This window comes from Lactobacillus gallinarum, assembly GCF_002160635.1.
Lineage (GTDB): Bacteria > Bacillota > Bacilli > Lactobacillales > Lactobacillaceae > Lactobacillus > Lactobacillus gallinarum.
Genome location: NZ_NFKZ01000020.1, coordinates 1 through 23,195 on the forward strand (window position 1 = coordinate 1; position 23,195 = coordinate 23,195).

14 protein-coding genes are annotated in these 23,195 nt (G+C 32.6%); 13 read left to right on the forward strand and 1 reads right to left on the reverse strand.

The features are described from left to right. The first annotated feature begins 193 nt into the window (after positions 1-193). From B5E95_RS07165 to B5E95_RS07180, 4 genes are all read left to right on the forward strand, one after another. Positions 194-1,213, forward strand: coding sequence for a hypothetical protein (locus B5E95_RS07165; protein ID WP_239442444.1), 1,020 nt, complete (start codon positions 194-196; stop codon positions 1,211-1,213). Between the two features lie 4 nt (positions 1,214-1,217). Continuing rightward, the gene (locus B5E95_RS07170) at positions 1,218-1,793 is read left to right on the forward strand and encodes an AAA family ATPase (RefSeq protein ID WP_087236070.1); all 576 of its coding nucleotides are present in this window, start codon (positions 1,218-1,220) and stop codon (positions 1,791-1,793) included. A gap of 102 nt (positions 1,794-1,895) precedes the next feature. Beyond that, positions 1,896-2,471, forward strand: coding sequence for a hypothetical protein (locus tag B5E95_RS07175; protein WP_241146335.1), 576 nt, complete (start codon positions 1,896-1,898; stop codon positions 2,469-2,471). A gap of 19 nt (positions 2,472-2,490) precedes the next feature. Then, positions 2,491-3,516 carry a hypothetical protein gene (locus B5E95_RS07180; RefSeq protein ID WP_241146336.1) on the forward strand — a complete coding sequence of 342 codons (1,026 nt, stop codon included), beginning with the start codon at positions 2,491-2,493 and terminating at the stop codon, positions 3,514-3,516. Here the strand turns inward: B5E95_RS07180 and tnpA are convergent. After that, on the reverse strand, positions 3,482-3,946 hold the full coding sequence (gene tnpA, locus B5E95_RS07185) for an IS200/IS605 family transposase (RefSeq protein ID WP_087236043.1): 465 nt from the start codon (positions 3,944-3,946) through the stop codon (positions 3,482-3,484). The two genes, B5E95_RS07180 and tnpA, sit on opposite strands and share 35 nt — an antisense overlap. A 99-nt stretch (positions 3,947-4,045) precedes the next feature. Here tnpA and B5E95_RS07190 point away from each other — a divergent pair, with 99 nt between their 5' ends. The 9 genes from B5E95_RS07190 to pglZ all read left to right on the forward strand — a co-directional run bounded on the left by B5E95_RS07190 (position 4,046) and on the right by pglZ (position 23,150). Then, on the forward strand, positions 4,046-5,377 hold the full coding sequence (locus tag B5E95_RS07190; protein ID WP_087236045.1) for an RNA-guided endonuclease InsQ/TnpB family protein: 1,332 nt from the start codon (positions 4,046-4,048) through the stop codon (positions 5,375-5,377). 243 nt (positions 5,378-5,620) lie between these two features. Continuing rightward, positions 5,621-6,028, forward strand: coding sequence for a fibronectin type III domain-containing protein (locus B5E95_RS07195; RefSeq protein ID WP_087236048.1), 408 nt, complete (start codon positions 5,621-5,623; stop codon positions 6,026-6,028). 398 nt (positions 6,029-6,426) lie between these two features. Further along, on the forward strand, positions 6,427-8,394 hold the full coding sequence (locus B5E95_RS07200; protein WP_087236050.1) for a DUF262 domain-containing protein: 1,968 nt from the start codon (positions 6,427-6,429) through the stop codon (positions 8,392-8,394). Positions 8,395-8,512: 118 nt separating this feature from the next. Continuing rightward, complete coding sequence (locus tag B5E95_RS07205) at positions 8,513-9,118, forward strand: DUF1819 family protein (RefSeq protein WP_087236052.1); 606 nt, start codon at positions 8,513-8,515, stop codon at positions 9,116-9,118. Further along, positions 9,118-9,717, forward strand: coding sequence for a DUF1788 domain-containing protein (locus B5E95_RS07210; protein WP_087236054.1), 600 nt, complete (start codon positions 9,118-9,120; stop codon positions 9,715-9,717). Before B5E95_RS07205 ends, B5E95_RS07210 begins: the two co-directional genes overlap by 1 nt. A 9-nt stretch (positions 9,718-9,726) precedes the next feature. Then, positions 9,727-13,461, forward strand: coding sequence for a BREX system P-loop protein BrxC (gene brxC, locus B5E95_RS07215; RefSeq protein ID WP_087236056.1), 3,735 nt, complete (start codon positions 9,727-9,729; stop codon positions 13,459-13,461). An 86-nt stretch (positions 13,462-13,547) separates the two neighbouring features. Then, the gene (pglX, locus tag B5E95_RS07220; protein WP_087236058.1) at positions 13,548-17,084 is read left to right on the forward strand and encodes a BREX-1 system adenine-specific DNA-methyltransferase PglX; all 3,537 of its coding nucleotides are present in this window, start codon (positions 13,548-13,550) and stop codon (positions 17,082-17,084) included. A gap of 126 nt (positions 17,085-17,210) precedes the next feature. Continuing rightward, the gene (locus B5E95_RS07225) at positions 17,211-20,489 is read left to right on the forward strand and encodes an SIR2 family protein (protein WP_087236060.1); all 3,279 of its coding nucleotides are present in this window, start codon (positions 17,211-17,213) and stop codon (positions 20,487-20,489) included. Between the two features lie 174 nt (positions 20,490-20,663). Beyond that, positions 20,664-23,150 carry a BREX-1 system phosphatase PglZ type A gene (gene pglZ / locus B5E95_RS07230; RefSeq protein ID WP_087236061.1) on the forward strand — a complete coding sequence of 829 codons (2,487 nt, stop codon included), beginning with the start codon at positions 20,664-20,666 and terminating at the stop codon, positions 23,148-23,150. The last annotated feature ends 45 nt before the right edge of the window (positions 23,151-23,195 follow it).

A 23,195-nucleotide genomic window follows, 5' to 3' on the forward strand; every position in this document is an offset into this window, starting at 1 on the left:
ATAGGCGAAAAGGCAGGTCTTTTCGCCTTTATTTTATACAAAAAAAGAGATCGAATCCAAATGATTCGATCTCTAAAAAAGCACCCTTAATTGTCAATGTCTTAACTTAATGACATTGGATTAAATCTGACTATGTCTTTTTAAATGCCTGATAAGTGGTAAAATGTCGTTGAATTGGAAAGTTGAGGATGAAATGAAAAAGATTGGGAAAATATCAGTAATTTTGTTAGCAGGTTTAGCTTTAGCTGGCTGCAGTCAAAAGCCTAAGCAAAAGACTTCATCTAAAGGGAGTGCAACTATCAAAGTAACTAAGAACAAGAAACGACCTACAAAGATGGGACACTTATCAGATCAAGATCTAAGTCCGCAGAAAACGGTAGCAGTTGTGGTTGCATATGCTGGTGATCGTTATTCTGGTAGTTGGAACAAGGCTTTGCTTGATGGTAAGCAAAACGGTATTGAAGTTGATTTAAAGAATCAGTCAAATTATTCATATATGAATGAGGGTAGCGGCGTAGCTTATATGGTATCGGCAGATGCTGGATATACTCTTAAGCAAGTGAATGGAGAGAATATTTATTATCTCTTTTCAACTGGTAAAAAATTAGGATCTGTGACCATGAAGCAAATGGTTGATTATTTGAATAAACGTGACTCAGATAGTTTGGTAAATAGTTTAGCTCAAAATGCCAAGGTGAACGATGAGCGTTCGGATTCAGGCGATGATTCTTCAGATTCTGCTGGTAAAAAATCAAACTTACCAGGAGACGACGGATTGTTTAATGTGCCAACTGAATTTCAAGGTACTTGGTATACTTATAATGATGATAAAATGTCTATTATTAAAATAAGTCAAAACAAAATCAACGTTGATAATTACGTACAAGAATTGCATAAAGTAAAAGCTGGTTTTCTTGATAAATATACTTATGGTGATATGTCTGCATCATATCATAAAGCAACCAAAAACTGGGGAATGGCTGGTATGGGAAGTCAACGTGTTCATGGAATAAATTATATGAATGTCCGTGGTTGGATGCAGGAAGCAGGTGATGGAGACTTCTATGGTCTACATACTGAGAATGGTCAATCTGTTTTAGTACTTGCTCAAGGAGCCGGTCCATGGGTAAGTGGCGTTGCCTGGAAGACGCCACAACTTGCTCAACAATATAAGCATAAGAAATTTAAGGATTTGTATTACCAAGATGACTAATAATATGAGAAGGATACCGTTAATCTTAATGTTGGGGCCACAAGCTTCAGGTAAATCTAGTTTCATTAAGATGAACGATTTGCAAAACTATACTATCTCAGCTGATGAGATTAGAATTCGTTTAAATGGAATTAATTCAAATAATGGGCATCCCCAAATCAACTTTGTGGGTCAAACTGAAAAAATCGTGTGGCAAATTTTTAATCAAATACTGCAAACACGGTTACAAAATGGCCTACCAACTATTGTCGATAATACAAATTTAGGCGGGCATGGATTTAATCCAATTAATGATATCTTGAAAAGAGTACCGAATAATTATCAAGTGTATGTGATCGATTGTTTTAAACCACTACTGGATGCCAATGATCCACTAAGTGAGGAATCATTAGCCCATGCGTTAAAAATTCTTGACCAACGCAATCGTGATCGAGAATATTCAGTGAATATGGATATTATTCAACGTTTTGTTGATTATTATGCTCACTTCGAAATACCAAATAAGGTAAAAGTGATTAGCTCTGCTGATCTGCAGAAAGTACAGGATTTGATTGATCTAATTCTAAATTTTAATAGGTAAAAAATCTAACTTAAATTAAAGAGTCAGCATACTATGGAATGCTATAGTGTGCTGGCTTTTTGTTATAATAAATATAAGAAATACGTTAACAAGGAAGATAAAATGAAAACATTAACTTTACAGTATACAATTAGTCAAAAAGGTTGGACGGATTTAAGACAGAACGGCAAGATCAGCATTGATGAGCAATCATATTTACTTAATGCGATTCGTACACAAGATCAATATTTCAAGAATATCTATCTTGAACAATATCTGTTGCAAAAGATTATTAAGGATACGTTACCAGAAGCAAAGAAGCCTATTTTGGCTAAAAAAATACCAATCTCTTGTACACCATTTCCTGAACATGTAACCGACCTGCCAGATGCCGGTGAAATCTTGTTGGAACTTGAAGTTCCAGAGAATGAGGTTATATCAGTTGATTATCGTACTTGGCTTTATTTGGCTAGCGAAGTACACAAGACAGTTGAAAAGTACAATAGCATGAAAGATATGAATACAATCTTGAAATTGCCTGAAAAGAAATTAAAGATTGATAAGATGATGCGAGTTCAATTGCTTGATGTGTTAAATCCAGCTAAGACAATGAACTTTATCCCTGAACTCAAGTTAGATCAAGTCAAGAAGGCTTATCAGTCGGCTGATGGTCAACTTGAAGAACTTGAGGATTATTAAGCAGAAGAAGGTTAAAACTATGAAGAAGAGAGGCTATTTAATTGGTGCAGTAGCTGCTGGTGCATTGCTATTTAGTTTGAATACTAACGTTCAAGCTGCAACAGTACCAATTTCTGATAATGCAACCAGCTATGTGAGAAAAGGCAATCAATACCGTTTCTATTTCAAAGCACCAACCAGATTAACTGTTGCCACTAAGGCAAAATATAAGATCCTTAATACTTCAAATTGGGAATGCATCCCTTATAAGGGTAAAAACAAGAATACCCAAGTCTTCTATTTGCGTTCTGGTCATTACAATTTGACTACTAAATCTGGTAAAAATGTAAAGATTAAGACTAGCGCTACACGGATTACCAAGATCAGAAATAAGCTGGAGACTTTCTCTCATAAAACTTATCCAACTACAGTACGTTATTCGGAAGCTATCCCACTTAAAATGGGTCAGACAGTTACTGGTCTAAGCAACATGTATCATAGTGACAAGCTGAATACAACGAATATATACAAATTCACGCTGGATAAAGACCAAAAGGTAACGATGAATATGTCTGTTCAGCCGGTGTATGAGAATAGTCGGTCAAATATTTTTAACACTAATAATATTCAAATAGTGCAGGACACAGACTATGGTTATGCGTTAAATCCATGGAAAACCAAAGGAACCTTAAAAAATGGAAAATATTCCTGGAATTTAGAGAAAGGGACTTATTATCTAGAAAAAGGTTCTGCTCGTGGTCGTTTCAGCTTTAAGTTGACTAGCGAAGATACGAATGCTCTTCCAAGTACGCCTAAGTTGACTAAGGTTAGCTCAACTGAAGATGGAATCAAGGTTGATTATACTAAAGCTGATAATGCGACTGGTTATGGAATTTATGGTTCTTCTCTAAGACGGTATAGATCAAATGATCCTTTGCTTGATGCCGCATCAATGATTGGACATAGTAATTTCACCCCTGACGGCAATTATCCTGATATTTTAATGAAAAACGCCCGAAAATCCCCGTATTTTAATGCGGGGATGGATAGGGCTTACTGTCTCTAACGGCATTGTAGATCTGGTCATTAATGTACTTTTCTACTACTTCTTTTGACATATTTCCTACGCTACCAAAGTAATAGCTGGGTGACCATAAATGTCCGCCCCACATCTTGTTTTGCTTAATTTCGGGGTGATTCTGGAAGAATAAGAAAGCACTTCTTCCTTTGAGCGCTTTGACTACGCTTGAACCCGATTTTGATGGCCTAAAGCTAATAAGCAAATGAATATGTTCAGGCATTACTTCCATTTTTTCAATTTGGATTTGATTATCTTCGGCTATTTGCTTGAGCAGGTCTCGCATCTCTTGTGCAAGGTCTTGGTTAGTAAAGATTTGATTGCGATACTTAGTACACCAGATTAAGTGATAATGTACGTTATAGACGTAGTGCTTTTCATAGCCTGCGTCTTTTATTTTGTCTCTCTTATTATTCATAGTCTAATATCCTTTCGTTTACTATGTATCTATTTACTGTTGATTATAAGATATACATAGGATATAATCAAATTATAATAATACAAGGAGGTGAAATACATGAAAAGAATGAGCAGTTTAACCTATCATTTTGGCGTTAAGCTTCGTTTTTATCCTAGCTCTGAGCAAAAGAAAATCATTAAACTAAACTATGATGCGCAGCGCTTTGTCTACAACTCTTATGTAGGACGCAATCGGAGCAGTTATCATGCCAAACGCTATTTAGCAGTTAAGCAAAGCCATGCAATGCCCTTTGCTTTTTCTGCTTTCAATCATTATGAAAAAAAGCTGGCAGAGGCAGTAGTCGCTAATAACGAACTACTAGCTAAGCATAAGAATATTCGTGATGCTTATAGCTTTTTACGTGTTAAAGAAATTGATAGTCTCGCTCTTGCCAATGCGATTCAAAACTATCAGAAAGCTTGGAACAACTATCGCAAGATTGGTCATGGAATTCCGACTTTTCACAAAAAACGCAGCGACTGGTCATATCAGACCAACTGTCAATATCCTAAGCAAAAAGAAGCTTTTCTTGATAACGGGACAGCTAGATTTATTGATGCTAAGCACGTTAAACTGCCTAAGCTGGGTATCGTCCGCATTGCTGGTTTTAGAAAACTGATTAAAGAGCGTTTGTTTAAGCAGGTTCCAACTAGAATCGGAACAGTGACGATAAAAAAGACCGCTGATGACCAGTTCTACCTGTCTATGCAATTAGGCAGTGATACTGCTTTTGTTAAGGAATTACCTAAAACACAAAGTCAAATTGGCATTGACCTTAACCTTGATAATTTCTTAACGGAGTCAAATGGATCAATGGTTGTCAATCCACGTTTTTACTGTAAAGCAAAAAAGAAGCTTGCCCATGCCCAACGCGTCTTGTCTCGCAGACAGCGCCGGGCTAAAAAAGAAGGACGCAATTTGTGGCTAGCAAAAAACTATCAAAAACAGCGTCTAATAGTCGCTAAACTGCACGATAAGATCAGAAGACAGCGTAATGACTTTTTACAAGTACTCTCAACTGCACTAATCAAAAACCACGATTTAGTAGTTGCCGAGGAATTAAGAAACAGAAACCTGTTAAAGAATCATGCCTTGTCGCAATCAATTTCTGATGTCGGCTGGCGTAGTTTCCTGAATATGCTGGCTTATAAGGCAGATCTATATGGTAAAGAATTTCTAACAATTGATCCTAAATATACTACTCAACGCTGTCATGCTTGTGGCAGTATTATGGGCCAAAATGGTTATAAGAAATTAACCCTTAAGGATCGGGAGTGGACTTGTCCAATTTGTCGAATGCCCCATATTCGTGATTGGAATGCGGCAGTGAACATCTTAGAAAAAGGATTAAGCAAGTGGCAAAATCCTAAAATAAAAAAAGCAGCCTAGAAAGGCTGCAGTCCGTTAGCAACTCGCGGACTTAAAAGGCTTTGGTAATTAGACGACCTCTATCGGCAATAGTCAAAAGACTATTGCTGGTAAGTCAAGTTCGTATCTAAGCAAGTTGGTGTTCTGGTTAGCGCAAGCTAACGAGCCACTAAGCCCTAGACTTCAGTCTAGGGTAGTTGACCTCAGACAATTTCAAAGAATAGACTGATTAACGGTGAAACTTACGATATTGCTGTTCGTGCGGTGAATGATGAAGAAGGTAGAAGCTTTAGCCCAGTTTCAGCAAATCAAAAGTTTACTTACTATATTCCTTTAAAGGGCAGTCATGAGAAACCAAAGACGCCAACGCTTAAGGTTAGCTATTATAATGACCATGGTTCAGATGAACCATATATCAACATTGAATGGGACATTAACCCAGAAGCTGATAGCTATGAGATTCAGTATAGATTGAAAGGTAGCAGTAAGTGGGCAACCTTCTTTAGCAAAACTAGAAGCGGCGATATAGTAGATGATCCAACGAATGATTTTGGACAAGACTTTAAGAAGGACCAAGTTTACGAAGTTCGCGTTCGTGCACTTCACAGTAATTTGATCAGTGACTGGTCCGAGGTTAAAACAGCATGCGTTGATGTTACGCCGAATAGGTAGGAGATAGTTAAAAACGTCTTTTGATTGGGTTATTTTGATTTAGTCAAGAGACTTTTTTTATAGCAAAATAGAAAGCGTATACATAAATTTATCTTCTATAATATAAGTAAACAGATTGAGTAGGAGGTAATAGCATGTTCTTTGCCTCCTTAAGTTTATGAGCTAAGAATAGCCGAAAAATGGAAGCTAAGAAAGATACTTCAGTTTTTTACGCTTACGAGCATTCCAGAGAGGGATGCTTTTTATTTTTCAGTAATCGTAATTACAGTAATTATAATTATCGTAAGTACGATTACTGTAATTTAAATTACTGAAAAAGAAGATTCCTCGTGATGATTGGAAAGAGTGTTAGCAAAAGATATATAATAATAGCATAAAGTAAAATAGGAGTATTTAAATTGAAGGCAGATAGTATTAACTTATTTGATTTTTTAGGAAACGGAAAAACTATTTTTGAAATTCCAGTCTTTCAACGAAATTATGAATGGGGCAAGCCCCAATGTGAACAACTTTTTAATGACTTGTTAACAGCAGAAAAGGAAGATCAAGATCATTTTATTGGTGCAGTAGTTTACGTTACTGACTCAGGTAAAAAAATGAGTCATATTTATCGAATTATTGATGGGCAACAAAGACTAATGAGTTTGACTCTATTGCTTAAGGCTATTTCTGATATTGATGCAGAAAATAAGGATGAAATTGAAGAACAGTACTTAACCAATAAATATTTGGATGCAAATAATCATCTTAAGTTGAAGCCCGTTGATCATGATGCTGATGCCTTCTTTGCTGTAATGAATGGTAAAGAATATAATAACCCATCTAAAGTGGTGGAAAATTATAATTATTTTAAAAAGAGAATAACTGATTCTGGAATTAATACTCCTCAGCTTTATGAAGCTATGAATCATTTTGCAATGGTATATATTGAATTAACAAATGATCCTGGGGATGAAAATCCACAAATTATTTTTGAAAGTCTTAATTCAACTGGCGTGTCTCTTTCAGCTTCTGATTTAGTAAGAAACTTTTTATTAATGAGCTTAAATTCAGAAAATCAAGCATATCTTTATAAGGAATATTGGATTAAAATAGAACAATTCTTTACTACAAATGTATTTACTGAATTTTTACGTCATTATTTAATAATGAAAACTCACAATTTAGTAAAAAGAAACAAAGTCTATGATACCTATAAAAATTATTTTCACACACATAATCTAGATTCAGAGGCGGCTTTAGCAGATTTATATAAATTTGCTAAATTTTATAATGAAATGCTCAATTGCAATACAGATTCTTCTAAGTTTAATAAAATTCTAAGACATGTAAATGTAATGGAAAGTAAAGTAATTTATCCATATTTCTTAATGTTATTAGAAATGCGCCAAAATTCTGAAATTGATTGGGATAAATTAATTGAATTAGCACACATTATGGAGAGCTATTTGTTCCGATTGAAAGTTTGTCGCCATGCTACTAATGGAGTAAATAGAATAGTTATTGCGCTATGTGATAAAGACAAGGCAAAGTCTGATTTACAAAAAAATGAAATATATAAATTAAATAATAGTTTCCCTGATGATTCTGATCTTAAAAATAGTTTATTAGAAGTAAATCTTTATAAACAAAGAAATAATCTAGCTAAATTAGCTTTAGTAGTCTTAGAAGAAAACAGAACAAGGGAAACTATTAACTTTGATAATGCTCAAGTAGAACATATTATGCCACAACGTTTAAATAATGATTGGCGTCTAGAAGTCAAAAATGCTGATAAAATAAATGAGCAATTAGGCGGTACAATAGGAAACCTGACTTTGACTATGTATAATCAAGAAATGAGCAATAAAATATTCAGTGATAAAAAAGAATACTATAGCAAATCCAATGTTTCTTTAACTAGAGAAATTCCTGAGAGATATGATCAATGGAATAAAGATACAATACTTGATCGTACAAAAGATTTATCTAATGAACTTTGTCAAATTTTTGCCAAACCAGATATTAAGAGCGAAGAAGCTGAAGATATTGCTGGAGAACATACCATTAATGAAGAAGTTGACGTAACAGGTAAGAAGCCTGTTCGTATTACATTAAATGATCGAGATTACTCAATTGACTCTTGGCGTAGTGCTTTAGTAATTTTTCTGAACTATGTTTGGGCAATTGACAGTCGTAATTTTGAAAAAATTCGTCAAGACGATTCATTAGACATGAAACTATTTTCTCACTTTACTCGGCCAGCAGTACTAGCAAACAATATAAGAGTAGAAACCAATCACTCTGCTACAACAATTATTGCAATAATTTCAAAAATAGCAGATTTATGTGATATATCTGATCAAGTCAAATACACAATTAAATAGTAATACAGGAAGATCAAACGAGATAATCTTAACTTGATCTTCCTAATTTTTTCGTATGTAATTCACTTCCTATCATTGATATAATGAAAATGTTACTAAATTGAATGGGGTATTATAAATGTCACGCAGTTATAATGGTGGAATTGCTTCTTATGCAATTTGGCTGCCAGAACTTACAAAATTTATTGAGCTTTATCAGTCAGGTTATAGTGTTAATGATATTAAGCAAATGAGTGATGAAGAAAATATTTTTCAAATGCCAACGAAAACACGTGCTAAAAGATGTTCCAGAAACCTTGCCGTCAGAGTAAAAGCATTGCCTGAATCAGTTTTAAATATATTCTCGCAACTTGATACTTCCAATCAAAAAATCATTTCTTTATTGTCAGTAATGTTAACTAGTCGTATTTTAGATGAGTTTATCTATGAGGTGTATCGCCCCAAAGTGCAAATGCGAGAGGATATTTTACAAGACTATGAAGTTGAAGCATTTATTAATCAAAAAAGGATAGAAAGTCCTACAATTGCTGCGTGGTCGCTAAATACTTATAAGCGAATTAAGGGAGCACTAAAGACATATATGCGGGATGGAGGATTGATGGAGATTGATCCTCAAAATAAAAAACAAGATAAGCTTCTGTTTCCATTACTTGATTCTCAATTAGTTTTAGCAATGAAAGTTGCAAAGTTAGATTATGAATTAGCTGCTTTAGGAGGGATGTAATGACTGAGAATATTAAAGTTAGGATTGAACATTTGAAAGAAAAAATGGATGATCCTAAATTTCAACATAACGAAGGTTTATCAAATGAAGTAGGCTATTATGTTTTTGATTATCCAGCAGATCAGGAACTTTATATGCGGAAGCAGATTGATAAAATTCAAGAAAGCCCCATTGCGGCAAGAGTTAATCTAAAAGTATTTGATATTTATGACATTATGATGCATTTGCTCAAGGATCAAGAAAAATATACTGGATCTGATCCTATTCCCATTTTAGAGGATATTGAGAAAAATCAAGGATTCGATGTTTTAATCGAACAAATAAACAACATTCTTGAAATGAGTGAAAATAATAATTTGATTGTTGGATATATTAAAGAAAGAATTCCAGAAGGTGATGGACAATGTATTGTATTTCTGACTGGACTAGGCAAAGTCTATCCAATTATTCGCGCTCATAAAATTTTAAACACTATGCATCAAGTATTAGATAATAATCCAGTTGTTATGTTCTATCCTGGAAACTACGATGAAATGAGCTTGCGTGCATTTGGCGAAATTAAAGATCAGAATTACTATAGAGCATTCAGAATAGATTAAAGGCATATTATGATACAAATAAAAGATATTTTTGCAAAAGATATAAATAGAGATATTCGTGGCGTCATTAAAATTGGTCAAGATAGTGATGATATTAAACAACAAGAACTCGAAGAATATGTTGTAACTGATGAATTAAAACGTAACTTTACTCGTTTTTTTGATGCTTATGATAAGAGTATTAATAATCCTACCGATGAAATGGGAGCATGGATTAGCGGTTTCTTTGGATCAGGTAAATCTCACTTCTTAAAAATCCTTTCCTATTTACTAGAGAATGATACGGTAAAAGGACGTCAAGCAATTGATTACTTCTTACAAGATGGTAAATTCGATGATGATCATTTAGCTGATGCCATTAATAAAGCTACTAGTGTACCGACTGAAGTTGCTTTATTCAATATTGATTCAAAGGCTGATTCGAACGCTGCAAATAATGATAATTCAATTCTAGATGTCTTTCTTAAAGTCTTTAACGAGCAATTAGGATATTCACCAATTGCAGTAGTAGCAGATATGGAACGCTGGCTTGATAGCGTCGGCAAATATGAGGCCTTTAAGCAAGCTTTTGCAGATTTAGCTACAACGGATCATTCTAGCTGGGTTGAACTTAGAAAAAATTATGCATTAATGTCAACCAAGATCAAAACGGCTTTAGTAAATTGTGGTGCATTGGATGAAACAGATGCAAATAATTATGTTCAAACTCTGTTAACTAAAAAATTTAGCATTGATGCAACAGCTTTTGCTAAGTTGGTTAAAGATTATCTTGATAAAAAAGGTAATGATGCCCATTTTGTATTCTTAGCTGATGAAGTCGGTCAGTTTATTGGTGACAATAATAGTAGAATGCTTAACTTACAGACAATCGTTGAGCAACTGGGTGTTCAATGTCAAGGTCGTGCGTGGGTAGTAGTTACTTCTCAGCAACAAATGGATGAAGTCGCCAGCAACTTTTCTAAATATGAACGAGATTTCTCTAAAATTCAAGGTCGTTTTAATACTTTGATCAATATGAGTTCTGCCAACGCAGATGAAGTTATTCGTAAAAGATTACTGACTAAAAAGCCACTAGTAAGTGATCAATTGGCAGATATATACTCTCAAGAGCAATATAGCATTAATAATAAGATTAATTTCAGTGATGCAATCAAGCGTCAAAAATTTGATAATGCTCAAGAATTTGTCGAAAACTATCCATTTATTCCTTATCAATTTAGTTTATTAAAAGAGGTCTTAACTGCAGTTCGTCAACATGGTGCGAATGGTAGTCACATGTCTGATGGTGAACGTTCAATGCTGGGAACTTTCCAGGAAGCTACCAAGAGATATGAGAATGATGAATTAGGTAGGTTAGTACCATTTTCTGCATTCTTTATCGGGATGAAAGAGTTCTTAAGTCATGATCACCAAGTGGTATTTGATCGAGCTCAAACCGATAGGTATGTTAACAAAAATAATGAAGACTATTGTTTTAATATTCAAGTATTAGCCGTTCTCTTCATGGTCCGCTATGTTGATAATTATCCTTCCACCTTAGAAAATATAGTTACTTTACTGCTAGATAGTGTTGATCAAGATAGACAAGCTTTAACTGCAGAAGTTAAGGACGCTTTGAATGTCTTAATGAGACAGAATTATATTCAAAAGAAGCTAGATACTTACCAATTCTTGACTGATTCAGAACGAGAAGTTAATGAAGCAATTAATGCAATTGAAGTTGATGATCGTAAGGTAGCTCAAAAGATTGGTTCATATTTATTAACATCTAATTTGATTGACGCCAAATATACTTACCCTCGTATGAAGAATCAATATATCTTTGAGTTCAATGAATATATTGATGAAATGGGGTTAAACCGTTTAAGCAATAACCTCAATATTCAGATTATCTCCCCATTAATTGCTGATAATTATAGAGAGATTGACTTTAAACAAAAGGCGATGGATGGCAAAAATATCATCATTGTTCTTAAAGATGATGATCGTTATATTGAAAACTACCGTCATATTGAAAAGATTAGTGCTTACTTGCAAAAGCCAGAAAGTCGATCAGATGATAAAAAGCAAGAAATTGCCTTTAATAGAAAGGCTGAATCTAAGCAGGTAGAAGAAGCTACTCAGAAGATGATCAAGGATGATCTGATTGATGCTGATATCTACGTCTTGGATGATGTTTTACCCAAGGGCAGTAATTTTGAGAGTCGATTAGAGCAAGCCAAGAAGGAAATAATTGATAGTAATTATCGTAATTTACATTATTTGACTGCGGTTAAGACGGATCAAGATATTCTTGATACCCTAAAGGGTAAAAATAAAGATGATTTGTTCAGTGATGATGAACAGGCAATCAAAGAAATCATCAACTATATCAATGTCCAAGCCAGCAGCATGAATAATGTTTCATTGGCTAATGTGATTAAACGTTTTGGTGAAATCCCTTATGGTTATAAACCAACTGATATTGCTTGGATGGTAGCTAAAGCATTTGTTAACGGTAAAGTTAAGTTCTACTTTAACAATGAACAGATTTCATTGACTAGTGCTCAAGAGGATCCTAAAGGAACGCAACGTTACTTAATCGGAAAGAATAATATTGCTAAGTTGACGATTAAGCCAGTCAAGGAAATATCGATGCGTCAAAAGAGGGATGCGAAAGATTTCGTTGAGGATATTCTTAATAAACGTCTGTCAGTAGATGAAAATACTACTTCTGAACAAATGGCAGACGATATTATAAACAAAACAAAAGGTTTTATCGCTTGTTTAAATGCATTAATGCGTAAAAAGTATAATTTTGATACGCCTTATCCTGGTCATAAATTATTAGCTGAAGGTGTTAATGACCTGAAGGCTATTGTTAAGGTTAAAGATAGTGACCGTGTCTTCCAGATTATTTCAGATCATTTAGATGATTATGAAGATTGGCATGAAGAACTCGAAGATAAAGCTATTCTTGAGTTTTATGGGGATGTAGAACAAACAAGTAACCAACAAACAATTTGGAATAAAGCACATCGATATCTTGATCGTTATAATTACGCTAAGAGTATGATTAGCGATCAAGACTTAATTGGAATTGCTCAAAAAATTAAAGGTTGCCTAAACGATGATAACTTCAACATTACAATTCCTAAGCTTAAAGAGTTAAATACCCAGTTTGCAGATAAGTACAATGATGTGATCCAAGAGGCTTACGATAAGATCGAGGCACAAATTCAAATAAGTCTTGATGTAATAAAGAAGAGAATTGCGGAATCAGATTTTCCGGAAGATAAAGACCGCGAATTAAATGATATGGCGGAAAATGTCTTCAATACTTTATTGCAAAAAGCTAAGGAATACAGCAATAGCGCTAGTGAAGATGCTTATGTATCATTAGTTGGACTAAAAACTAATATTGATGGTCAAACCAATGAACAGAAGGAAAATATTGCTCGAGTTAGTTCAGAATTAGCTGAACAGGCTAGAAGAGAGCAAGAACTTCGAGAAAAGAAAACTGCAGCAGAAGAAAATGGGACTAGCAATGAAGATGCATCTGTTTCTTCAGCTCCTGTACCTAATAAACCTAAGCCAATTGTTAGAGTTAAGAGTAATAAATCTAAAGATATTACTGAATTAGTTCATGAAGACTCATGGAAGATCACGAATGAAGAAGATCTTGATAAATATTTAGATGAATTAAGAAAGAATATTAAACAAGAACTTCAGCATACAGATATCTTAAACGTAGACTTCAAATAAAAGTAAAGACACTCAGAGCGTATTACTCATGAGTGTCTTTACTTTGCTATAATTTAGATAATTATATTAATTAAGGAATCAACTAAATGGATAAGAATAAGATTAAAAAATATGCGATTAATGCAAGAACAGAATTAATTAATGCTATTAACGTTAAACTAGCAACTTTAGGCATTGATGAAAATGAGATTCAAGACAAATTGTCGATTTCAACCCCAGACAAGGAATACTATGTTGATGATAATGAAGCTAATGCATTAACTGGTGCACAAATTGGCTGGCGCAAAGATATTGTAGCAGAATTAAATCGTCACGGATATCAAGAAGACTCTAAGATTGCATATAAGGATTTTGTAGAAGAAGTTGCTTACACTTGGTTCAACCGAATAATTGCTATTCGTTTTATGGAAGTTAATAATTACTTGCCAAGTAGAGTGCGGGTTCTTTCTAGTGAAGAGGGTAGAAATGAACCTGACATTATCAATGAAGCAATGGAAATTAGTGATGATCTTGGTGGCTATAGTATTGAAGAAAAAGAACTAATCACTACTGCATTAACAGAAAAGACTCCTGAGTTAATGGATAATTTGTATACCATGCTATTTATTAAGCAATGTGATGCATTAAGTGAGATTCTTCCTGGATTGTTTGAAGAGACATCTAACTATTTGAAGTTGTTGTTCACTCCACATTATGATCGTGGCGTCATTAAAGAATTAATTGATAAAATTCCAGAAGAATACTTTGATGTCGAAAAAGAGGGACAAGTTCAAATTATTGGTTGGCTTTACCAGTATTACAATAATGCACCTCATGAAGAAGTAGTGAATATGAACGGTAAGGCTATTCAAAAAGACGAGATTCCTGCGGCTACACAATTGTTTACCCCAGATTGGATTGTTAGATACATGGTAGACAATTCATTAGGAAAGTATTACCTTGAAAGACACCCTGACAGCACAGTTAAACAAGAACTGAAGTACTTGTTGCCAGATGAAATAAAGGCAATTGATGAAAATCAAGATATTACTGACTATAAATTACTGGATAATGCAATGGGGTCAGGTCATATCTTGGTATATGCGTTTGAGCTTTTCATGAAAATGTATCTTGAGCAAGGATATTCAAAGAGGGATGCTGCTCAAAAGATTGTTGAGAATAATCTTTTTGGATTAGAAATCGATAAGCGTGCCTTTCAGTTAGCTTACTTTTCTATCATGATGAAGGGTAGAGAATATGATCGACGCTTCTTAAGAAAAAATCCAACTACAAATCTTTATTATTTTGAAGATCTTTATGTATCTGATGAATTTTATAATTTTATTTCAGATAAAGTGGTTAGAGACAACTTAAAGAAAGTAGTTAAGGATTTTTCTGACGCTACAGAATTGGGATCAATTATCAAAATTGACGAAAGCATTGATTTAGATTCTATTGAAGAAGTAGTTGCTGGATTAGATTTTGAAAGTGGTCTTGATGTCTTTGGATATAAGAAAATGCAAAAACAGATTCTTAAGACTTTAAAGATAATTAAAGTGATGGCTACCAAATATGAAGCTGTTGTTACTAATCCACCTTATATGAACAAGTTCGATAAGACCTTGAAGAAGTATTTAAGAGATAATTATAAGAATTACTCTAAAGATCTGTTCTCTGTTTTTATTTACCATAATGTACATCAATTAGTTAAAGGCGGATATGCAGGCTATATGACACCTTTGGTTTGGATGTTTATTAAGACATATGAACCATTAAGACATGATATTATCAATAATTTTAAGATCGATAGTTTAATTCAAATGGAATATTCAGCTTTTGAAGAAGCTACAGTTCCTATTGATACATTCGTGTTGAAAAATTCAGATGATAAAATTGGTACTTATTTACGCTTGAGTAATTTTAAGGGTGGAATGATTGTTCAAGAGCAAAAAGTTCTAGAAGCTATTAGTGATCCAACTGTTAAGTATTTGTATCATACTGATCAATCAAATTTTGATAAGATACCTGGTAGTCCTATTGCTTATTGGGCAAGTGAAAATTTGATTAATGATTTTGAAAAAGGAACGCCTTTAGGAGAATTAGTGGATGCAAAGCAGGGCTTAGCGACAGCTGATAATAAACGTTTTTTACGTCAGTGGTTTGAAGTAGGAATAGATAATATTAGTTTCGATTCACAGAGTATTAAAGATTCGATAGAATCTGGTAAAAAGTGGTTTCCATATAATAAAGGTGGTTCATATCGTAAATGGTATGGAAACTATGATTATGTGGTGAATTGGCAAAATGATGGTTATGAAATAAGACATTTTGCTGATGATAAAGGAAAAATAAGATCAAGACCACAAAATACAGAGTTTTATTTCAAAGAAGCAGTTACTTGGTCAGATGTTAATAGTGGAACATTTTCGTTAAGATATAGATCCAAGGGGAGTATTCATGACGTAAAGGGGATGTCCGCGTTTAGTAAAGATAACAATCTTTTGTTTAAAATTTTAGCTTTATTAAATGCCAAGATAGGAAATTATGTTTTTAAAATGATTAATCCTACGATTAGTCTTCAAATTGGTAATTTTGTTAATTTTCCATTTATAAATTATAAAAATGAATCATTAATTGAGCTTGTAAAAAGCAATATTAAATTAGGTAAACAAGACTGGGATGCATTCGAAACTTCATGGGATTTCCAAAAGAATCCACTTCTAACTCAAAATGCTGTATCCCTCCACCAAGCCTACAACAGCTGGTCCAATGAAGCACTAACACGTTTCAACCAGCTAGAATCTAACGAAGAGGAACTCAATCGTATCTTCATCAATCTTTATGGCTTGCAAGATGAGCTAACCCCAGAAGAAGACGACAAAGAAGTATCTGTTCGTAAAGCAGATCAAGTTCTCGACATCAAAGCATTTTTGTCTTACTTTATCGGCTGTGTCTTTGGTCGTTATTCATTAGATCAAGATGGCTTAGTTTACGCCGGCGGTGATTGGGATGCTTCCAAATACACAACATTCAAGCCTAACAAAGAAAACATTATTCTGTTAACTGATCGTCAGTATTTCGATGATGATCGAGACATTATTGTTCGTTTGAAAGAATTCCTAACTAAGACCTTTGATCCTGAAACATTAGCAGAAAATATGGACTTCATTGCTCAAACATTAGAACCTAAAAAGTTTGAACGAGGTGCAAGTGCAGAAGATATTATTAGAACTTATTTCTTAAATGATTTCTATAAGGATCATGCTAAGATCTATCAGAAACGTCCAATTTACTGGGAATTTAATTCAGGCAGAAATAAAGGTTTCAAGGCATTGATGTATCTGCATCGTTACAATACTGAACAACTTCCAATGGTACGTCATTATCTGCATGAGCTTCAGCCTGCAATGAATGATCTAATTGAAGTTGATCAGAATTTACTTGAACAAGAAACGACTGCCAGTGTGAAGAGTAAATATCGTAAGGCAATTGCTAATCTTAATAAGCAAATGAACGAGATTATGAAGTATGATCAGATTCTAGACCACTTATCTCAAGACCCAATTGACCTTGATTTGGATGATGGTGTACTTGTCAACCATGATAAATTACAACAAGGTGAAAAGTTGCTATCAAAATTATAATTTTATCCACAAGCCAATATAATGTATTAAGACTTTATCCACAAATTTAGGATGAAGTCTTTTTCTTGTTTAGAAGTGATATTATTATGAATACGATAAGAGTTACCTTTAGAAAGGAGATTATGAATGACTAAAAGCGAACTAGAAAAAGCGGTTGAAGAACTAAATAAAAAGGAACTAGATACATTTGTAAATAAAATGGTAGATGCCCAAATGAACTCTTCTTTAATTTGTTTTGTAGGTGCTGGAATTTCCGCTTCCCAAGGTTACGCAAATTGGAATGGATATGTTGAAAGACTAATTGAATATTGGGAAAGTCATTTGCAGATCTTAACCCAGTATGAAAGCACCTTGTACGATTATGTAGAAGGTACTGACATTGAGATTTTAGAGTGGCTGAAGAAACAAAATTATAGTAATAAACTAAAGGTTAACTTGGTTCATGAAATTGTTAAAAAGTATTGCTTAAGAAAAGATGATCGTATATTAAATATGAATCTATACCAAAATTATGTTAATGATTTTGAAAAATATTATTTTATTAATGTACATCCGATTAAGCAAAGAAATGAAATATTAGATGAATTAGTCAAACAAAGTGGTCTTTTTATTACTACAAATTATGATCAACAGATTGAAAAAGCATATGAAAAAGAATATCAGAGGAAACCTGAAGTTATTAAAGATGCACAAGATATTTCTGATGATCGAGTTTATCCTGATACAACGATAATTCATTTACATGGTACTCCAACCAAAGATAATGTTTTATTAGTAAGTTCAGCAGACTCATATAATGAATTATATTTTGACCATCCAGAATATAGAGAAAAGTTACTCTACCAGATTGATCAACGACAATCTCCACTTATAGTTTTTGTAGGATCTAGTTTGCAAGAAGAGGAGATTTTGCATTATCTAAAAGATGACAATAAGAAATCTAATAAATACGCTATTATGAAATATTCTTTTTCTGATGGAGAAGTTGGAAAGCAAGAAGCACAGCTAATTAAGAAATACTATGAAGAAAATAGACAAATAAAGATAATTTGGTACGGTAAAAATTATGATGATTTACCTAATTTTCTAAAAATATTAAATAAAAAAATTGAGAAAGAAAAAAGAAGAAGAAATAAATTAATTGATCCTAGTGAATTACGCGAGCTTCTAGCATCTGAAGACGAAGAAAAATTCGAGTTTTTATTTTCTAAAGCAATCAAGAAACAAGATACACCTATTATTGATTTATTATTTAAAGATGTACTCAATGAAAACGAATTAAATTTAATTATCAACAATAAGACTTTTATTCGATCGTTGGAGAAAGGAAGAGAATATTCAGATTTTTGGCGAGTAATTAATAAAAATTGGAATAATTATACTGATAATCTTAAGAAAGAAATCTGCAATTTAACTCAAAAATTAAGTAGATATAATCAATGTGATGATATTTTAGAAATATTATCTAAGTATACTTGTCATTTACATCAAAATGATAGATTTAGTGTATATTTGAATTCAGCCCAAAAATTTCTAATTAATTATCCATTTCCTGAAAGGCTACATGCTAATGAAGAAAGATGTGCATGGTTAATAACAAATTTTGAAAAAAACAAAACTTCTGTAATTGATTTTGTGGGAAAAGCAAAATTTAATTTATTTAGTTCAGCATTAACTCTTTTATTAGAAAATCTAAAGTCAATTTATTATGGTACAAATTTTGAACTTTTAATAAATAGTCCATCTGATTCTAGAGTTCGAACTCTTTCGTTATTAATTGAAAATAGTCAATTAACTTATAAAAATAATTTTCCAAAGAAATTTTATAAAAATAGGTTAATTCAAAGGATTTTAATTAATCTTGCATTAAAAGAAAAATTAGCAGGCAACTATTTACCAAGCTTAATTAAAAATTTTTCTGATAATGTTCAAGATATGGGAAAAGAAACAAATAAATTTCTTGAAAAATATATTCCCAATCAATACCAAGGTCCTGATTATTATTTCGATGGTGTTTTTGTCTCTAAAGCTTTAGATAAAAGTAAACCATTTTATGAAGTTAGTCTTTTAACTAGTAAACAGGATATTGATAATTTAATTGCAAAACTGAGAAAAGCTCTGACTTTGAAAGAAAATTATTATTATAATCTTTCTGCACAAATAGAAGCTACTATAAAAGTTTTAACGAATAAAACGCAATGGATAAGAAACAAAAAAGAAGTTGAGACTTTCCTTATAAGAATTATAGAGGATAAAGATTTAATCAAACCATATATATCAATGGTCAATCGAATTGTCATTAAAGGATTTAAATATTTAAAGGACGATAATGATACTATAATTGAGGATTATTTAAATAGAGTAGCACAATATCAACCACTAATATTTGAAAAAGACTATTTACTGAATTATTTAGCTGATAATGGTTCGGAAAAACAAATTAAAGTTTTAGGCGATTTCTTATTTAAGTCGACTAAATTGACGCAATTAAGTTTTTATTTAAAAGACGGAGAAAATAATAGATGGATAAGTCACTCTGATTTTGTACACACAACTGGTTTTAATTATTGTATACTTGCAAAAAAAATAGAACGGAGATTTCCAACAATTTTAGAGCAAAATTCAAAACATTTGAGGGAGAATATTAATTGTTTAAATAAGAAAGAAAGACTATACATGAAAGGAGTTTTTTATCCTTTATTTAATATTTCAAATCCTGATGACGAAGAATTAAAGACGTCAGAATGTTTTGTCGGTTTCTCTCATAGCTATTATTTATCTATAAAGACCGCTCAGAATTTTAGAGAAGCAACTAAGGAACTACTTAATTCGAATTTTGACGACAATTTTTGTTCTGAGAATCTTGTAAGAGAAATGGTATTGGAAGTTTCTCCTACTTTTGTAGATATGCCAGTAAATATAGAAAATAAACAATATATTGTTTTCTTAATTAAAGATATTATTCTAAAATATCTAGAGCAGGAATTGCCTAATCCCAATAATGCACTTAATTGGATACGATGGGGCGTAAAAAATTTTGTTCAAGTTACAGGAATATTGTACAATTTCATAATTGGTCATATAAATAATGGAAAGATTCAAGATTTAATTAAAATAATTGAAGATACAAATATACAAGTGAAGAGTATAGAATTGAAACCGATCTACTTTAAAGACACGGAGCATTATACTTCGATTGATATGAAAAATTTGATTTTATTAATTCAAAAACTTGATGATAAACTTTTAATAAAACCAGATGGAAATACTATTTTTGCTTTTAGTAATTATCTAGAGGGAATATCTAAATTTGGATCTAAAAATTTAATTAAAGAATTGCTTGGAATTACTAAAGAATTTGTTCCTCAAGAAGTACAAAAATCATTTGAAGAAAAATATTTATAATTAAATTTAGTATTTAAGAAGTTTTATGACGTATACCTAGAATACATTTATGCAATTCTCATATATTTATTACGAGTGCATCAAGCACCAAGACCTCGTCGGTTAACTCGATGAGGTCTTTTTTGCATCCCCGCCGACTGTTATAATTTATTTAACAGATTTAGGAGAAGATTTATGCCTACATTAACTACTGATAAGATTATTGCTAAACTTAATAGTTATTTTACAGATAACCAATATGTTTTTTGGTACGATGATAAGCAAGAATTCAAGGATATTATTGATTCAATTGCACAGCGTTTAAGCTCAGTTAAGCTCTATAAAGCTCAAGCAAATCAACAATTCAAGAGTAAGATTGATTTGCTAAACGATTCAGAGCATAAATATTTAATCTATGCACCATACAAGAGACCTGCAATTCAAGAAAATTACCTAACTGATATGGAACATTATTCTAAGCTCTTCACTGCAGATGCTACACAAATTATCTTGGAAGAACTCCAACTTCCAGAGAATCAACTGCTTTTTGTTAAGAAGTATAATAGTTACTTTGGTGCCAAAACTAGAAGAGCAGATTTTGTTAAGTATTGGTCTGATACTTTTGATAAGACACCAGAAAAGGGTATTATTGCTGCAATTACTAAAACAGAAAAGCTCGATATGAATGAGTTGTTAATGAAAGTAATTGCTGCAGGTTATACTAATAATCATTATATTTTTACGTTCAGTAAATATGATGTACTTGATACTTTTTGGAAGATGGTCATGAATTACTTTGGCGGAGAAACTGATAGCGAGGTTGATCTGAAGTATTTAGTCGAGCGTATTTTTATCACATACCTAGCCAATGAATTAAACAATAAGCTTCCTGATAGATTTAAAAATTATTATCTTAAGCAATCTGATAATGTGCAGATCTTTATTGATCGTTTTGCTGATTCAAATAAGTATCAACAATACTATGACAATTGTTCATCTACAGTTTGGCGTGATTTAAATTTGAATACTGTACTGAAGCATGAACCTGCCATGATCTTAACTAAGATCAGTATATTTGAAGAAATTAATCATTTGATTTTAGCTAAGTTAGTCGCTAAGTTTGACGGTAAAAGAATTACCGACTATGAACAGCTACTTGAGATTATCGATCAGATGCTTGATCATACACGTAATAATTTCAATGGCGGAACTGAACCCGAATATAAATTCTTACGCTATGCTGCAGAATTATTGAATTTAAGAGTGCCAATGGTTGATGATTGGCAAGATGAGTTAAATGATTACTTAGATAATAGTTACAAAATCGATACGATTTATCGTAAAAGTTTGTTGGCTTATACTAATATCATTGATACTGACAATTATATTGACATTAAGAATACTATTGACCGTTATTATGGCAATATTTTGCTTGATAGTTCTGTGAAGCAATGGAATGAAACTTTTGACTTAAAAGAAGTTCCAGCCAAGCTGAAGCAAGAACGCTTTTATCATAATTATGTTAGGGATGTACGAGAGAGAGTAGTCGTAATTTTCTCTGATGCCTTGCGTTATGAAGTGGCTAAAGAATTAGAAGAAGAACTGAATAGTGATGATCGTCTAACTATGAAGATGAATCATGCAATTACGGTTTTACCATCGGTTACTTATATGGGGATGAATGTAATGCTGCCTCATGAAACCTTAGAATGGGATAATAAAACTTCTAAGGTTAAAGTGAATGGTGAAAATGCAGAAAATACTGACAGCCGGGACAAACTACTTAAGTCATATGATAAAAACAATCTTGCTTTTCAATTAAAGAATGTCCTAGAAATGTCTTCTAAAGAGATTAAGCAAATGATTACAGGTAAAAATGTAATTTACCTCTATCATAACCAAATCGATGCCAAGGGACATGAATTAAAGACAACTAAAGAATTAGTCGAAGCTACTGAGAAGGCAATTGATGAAATTAAGCAGGCTGTTCAAGTCTTAAGAACTAATGGTATAACTCATATCATCATTACTGCTGATCATGGATTTATTTATCAAGAAAAGCCAATTGAAGATAAAGATAAAATCGATCTTCAAGGTCAAAATTATGAAGGAAATGCTCATTTAAGATATTTAATTACTCCAAGTCAAATTAGTGTAATGGGTGTGAAAAATACAACAATGGGTGTCAGTTTAAATAATGATGACCCTACTAATGTTTATTATCCAGTAAGTCCCAATGAATTCGTAGCTAGAAGTGGAAGCAAGAATTATGTTCATGGTGGTTCTTCTATTCAAGAAATGTTAATTCCTGTTTTAGATATTAAAGCAACTTCTAGAAGATCTATTGCTCAACCAGCAGAAATTAAGTTGGCGGCAACAACATTTAGAATTAATAATTTGAAGATGAATCTATTATTCAACCAGACTGCGCCAATTAGTGATACCGTCTTACCAGCAGAATATCATGCTTACTTCACTGATGAAGATGGTAATTTGATTTCTAATAATGTAACTATTGAAGCAAATCGAACTGGCTCTGCGGCCGATCGTACAATTGCTATTACGATTACAATGCAAGACATGCAGTATGATCTTGATAAGAAATACTATTTAGTAATAGATCGTGAAGGTAGTACAGAAGAGCCAAAACGATTTGAATATAGTATGGATTTGATTAATTAATGGATTAGTACACAGATTAGCTTAATGTCTAATCTGTTTTATTTT

Bases quoted from the DNA above. Each gene is read 5' to 3' on its own strand.
- B5E95_RS07175 (WP_241146335.1), top strand. From the start codon at position 1,896: ATGAAAACATTAACTTTACAGTATACAATTAGTCAAAAAGGTTGGACG.
- B5E95_RS07165 (WP_239442444.1), top strand. From the start codon at position 194: ATGAAAAAGATTGGGAAAATATCAGTAATTTTGTTAGCAGGTTTAGCT.
- B5E95_RS07205 (WP_087236052.1), top strand. From the start codon at position 8,513: ATGTCACGCAGTTATAATGGTGGAATTGCTTCTTATGCAATTTGGCTG.
- B5E95_RS07190 (WP_087236045.1), top strand. From the start codon at position 4,046: ATGAAAAGAATGAGCAGTTTAACCTATCATTTTGGCGTTAAGCTTCGT.
- pglZ (WP_087236061.1), top strand. From the start codon at position 20,664: ATGCCTACATTAACTACTGATAAGATTATTGCTAAACTTAATAGTTAT.
- tnpA (WP_087236043.1), bottom strand. From the start codon at position 3,946: ATGAATAATAAGAGAGACAAAATAAAAGACGCAGGCTATGAAAAGCAC.
- B5E95_RS07210 (WP_087236054.1), top strand. From the start codon at position 9,118: ATGACTGAGAATATTAAAGTTAGGATTGAACATTTGAAAGAAAAAATG.
- pglX (WP_087236058.1), top strand. From the start codon at position 13,548: ATGGATAAGAATAAGATTAAAAAATATGCGATTAATGCAAGAACAGAA.
- brxC (WP_087236056.1), top strand. From the start codon at position 9,727: ATGATACAAATAAAAGATATTTTTGCAAAAGATATAAATAGAGATATT.
- B5E95_RS07225 (WP_087236060.1), top strand. From the start codon at position 17,211: ATGACTAAAAGCGAACTAGAAAAAGCGGTTGAAGAACTAAATAAAAAG.
- B5E95_RS07170 (WP_087236070.1), top strand. From the start codon at position 1,218: ATGAGAAGGATACCGTTAATCTTAATGTTGGGGCCACAAGCTTCAGGT.
- B5E95_RS07180 (WP_241146336.1), top strand. From the start codon at position 2,491: ATGAAGAAGAGAGGCTATTTAATTGGTGCAGTAGCTGCTGGTGCATTG.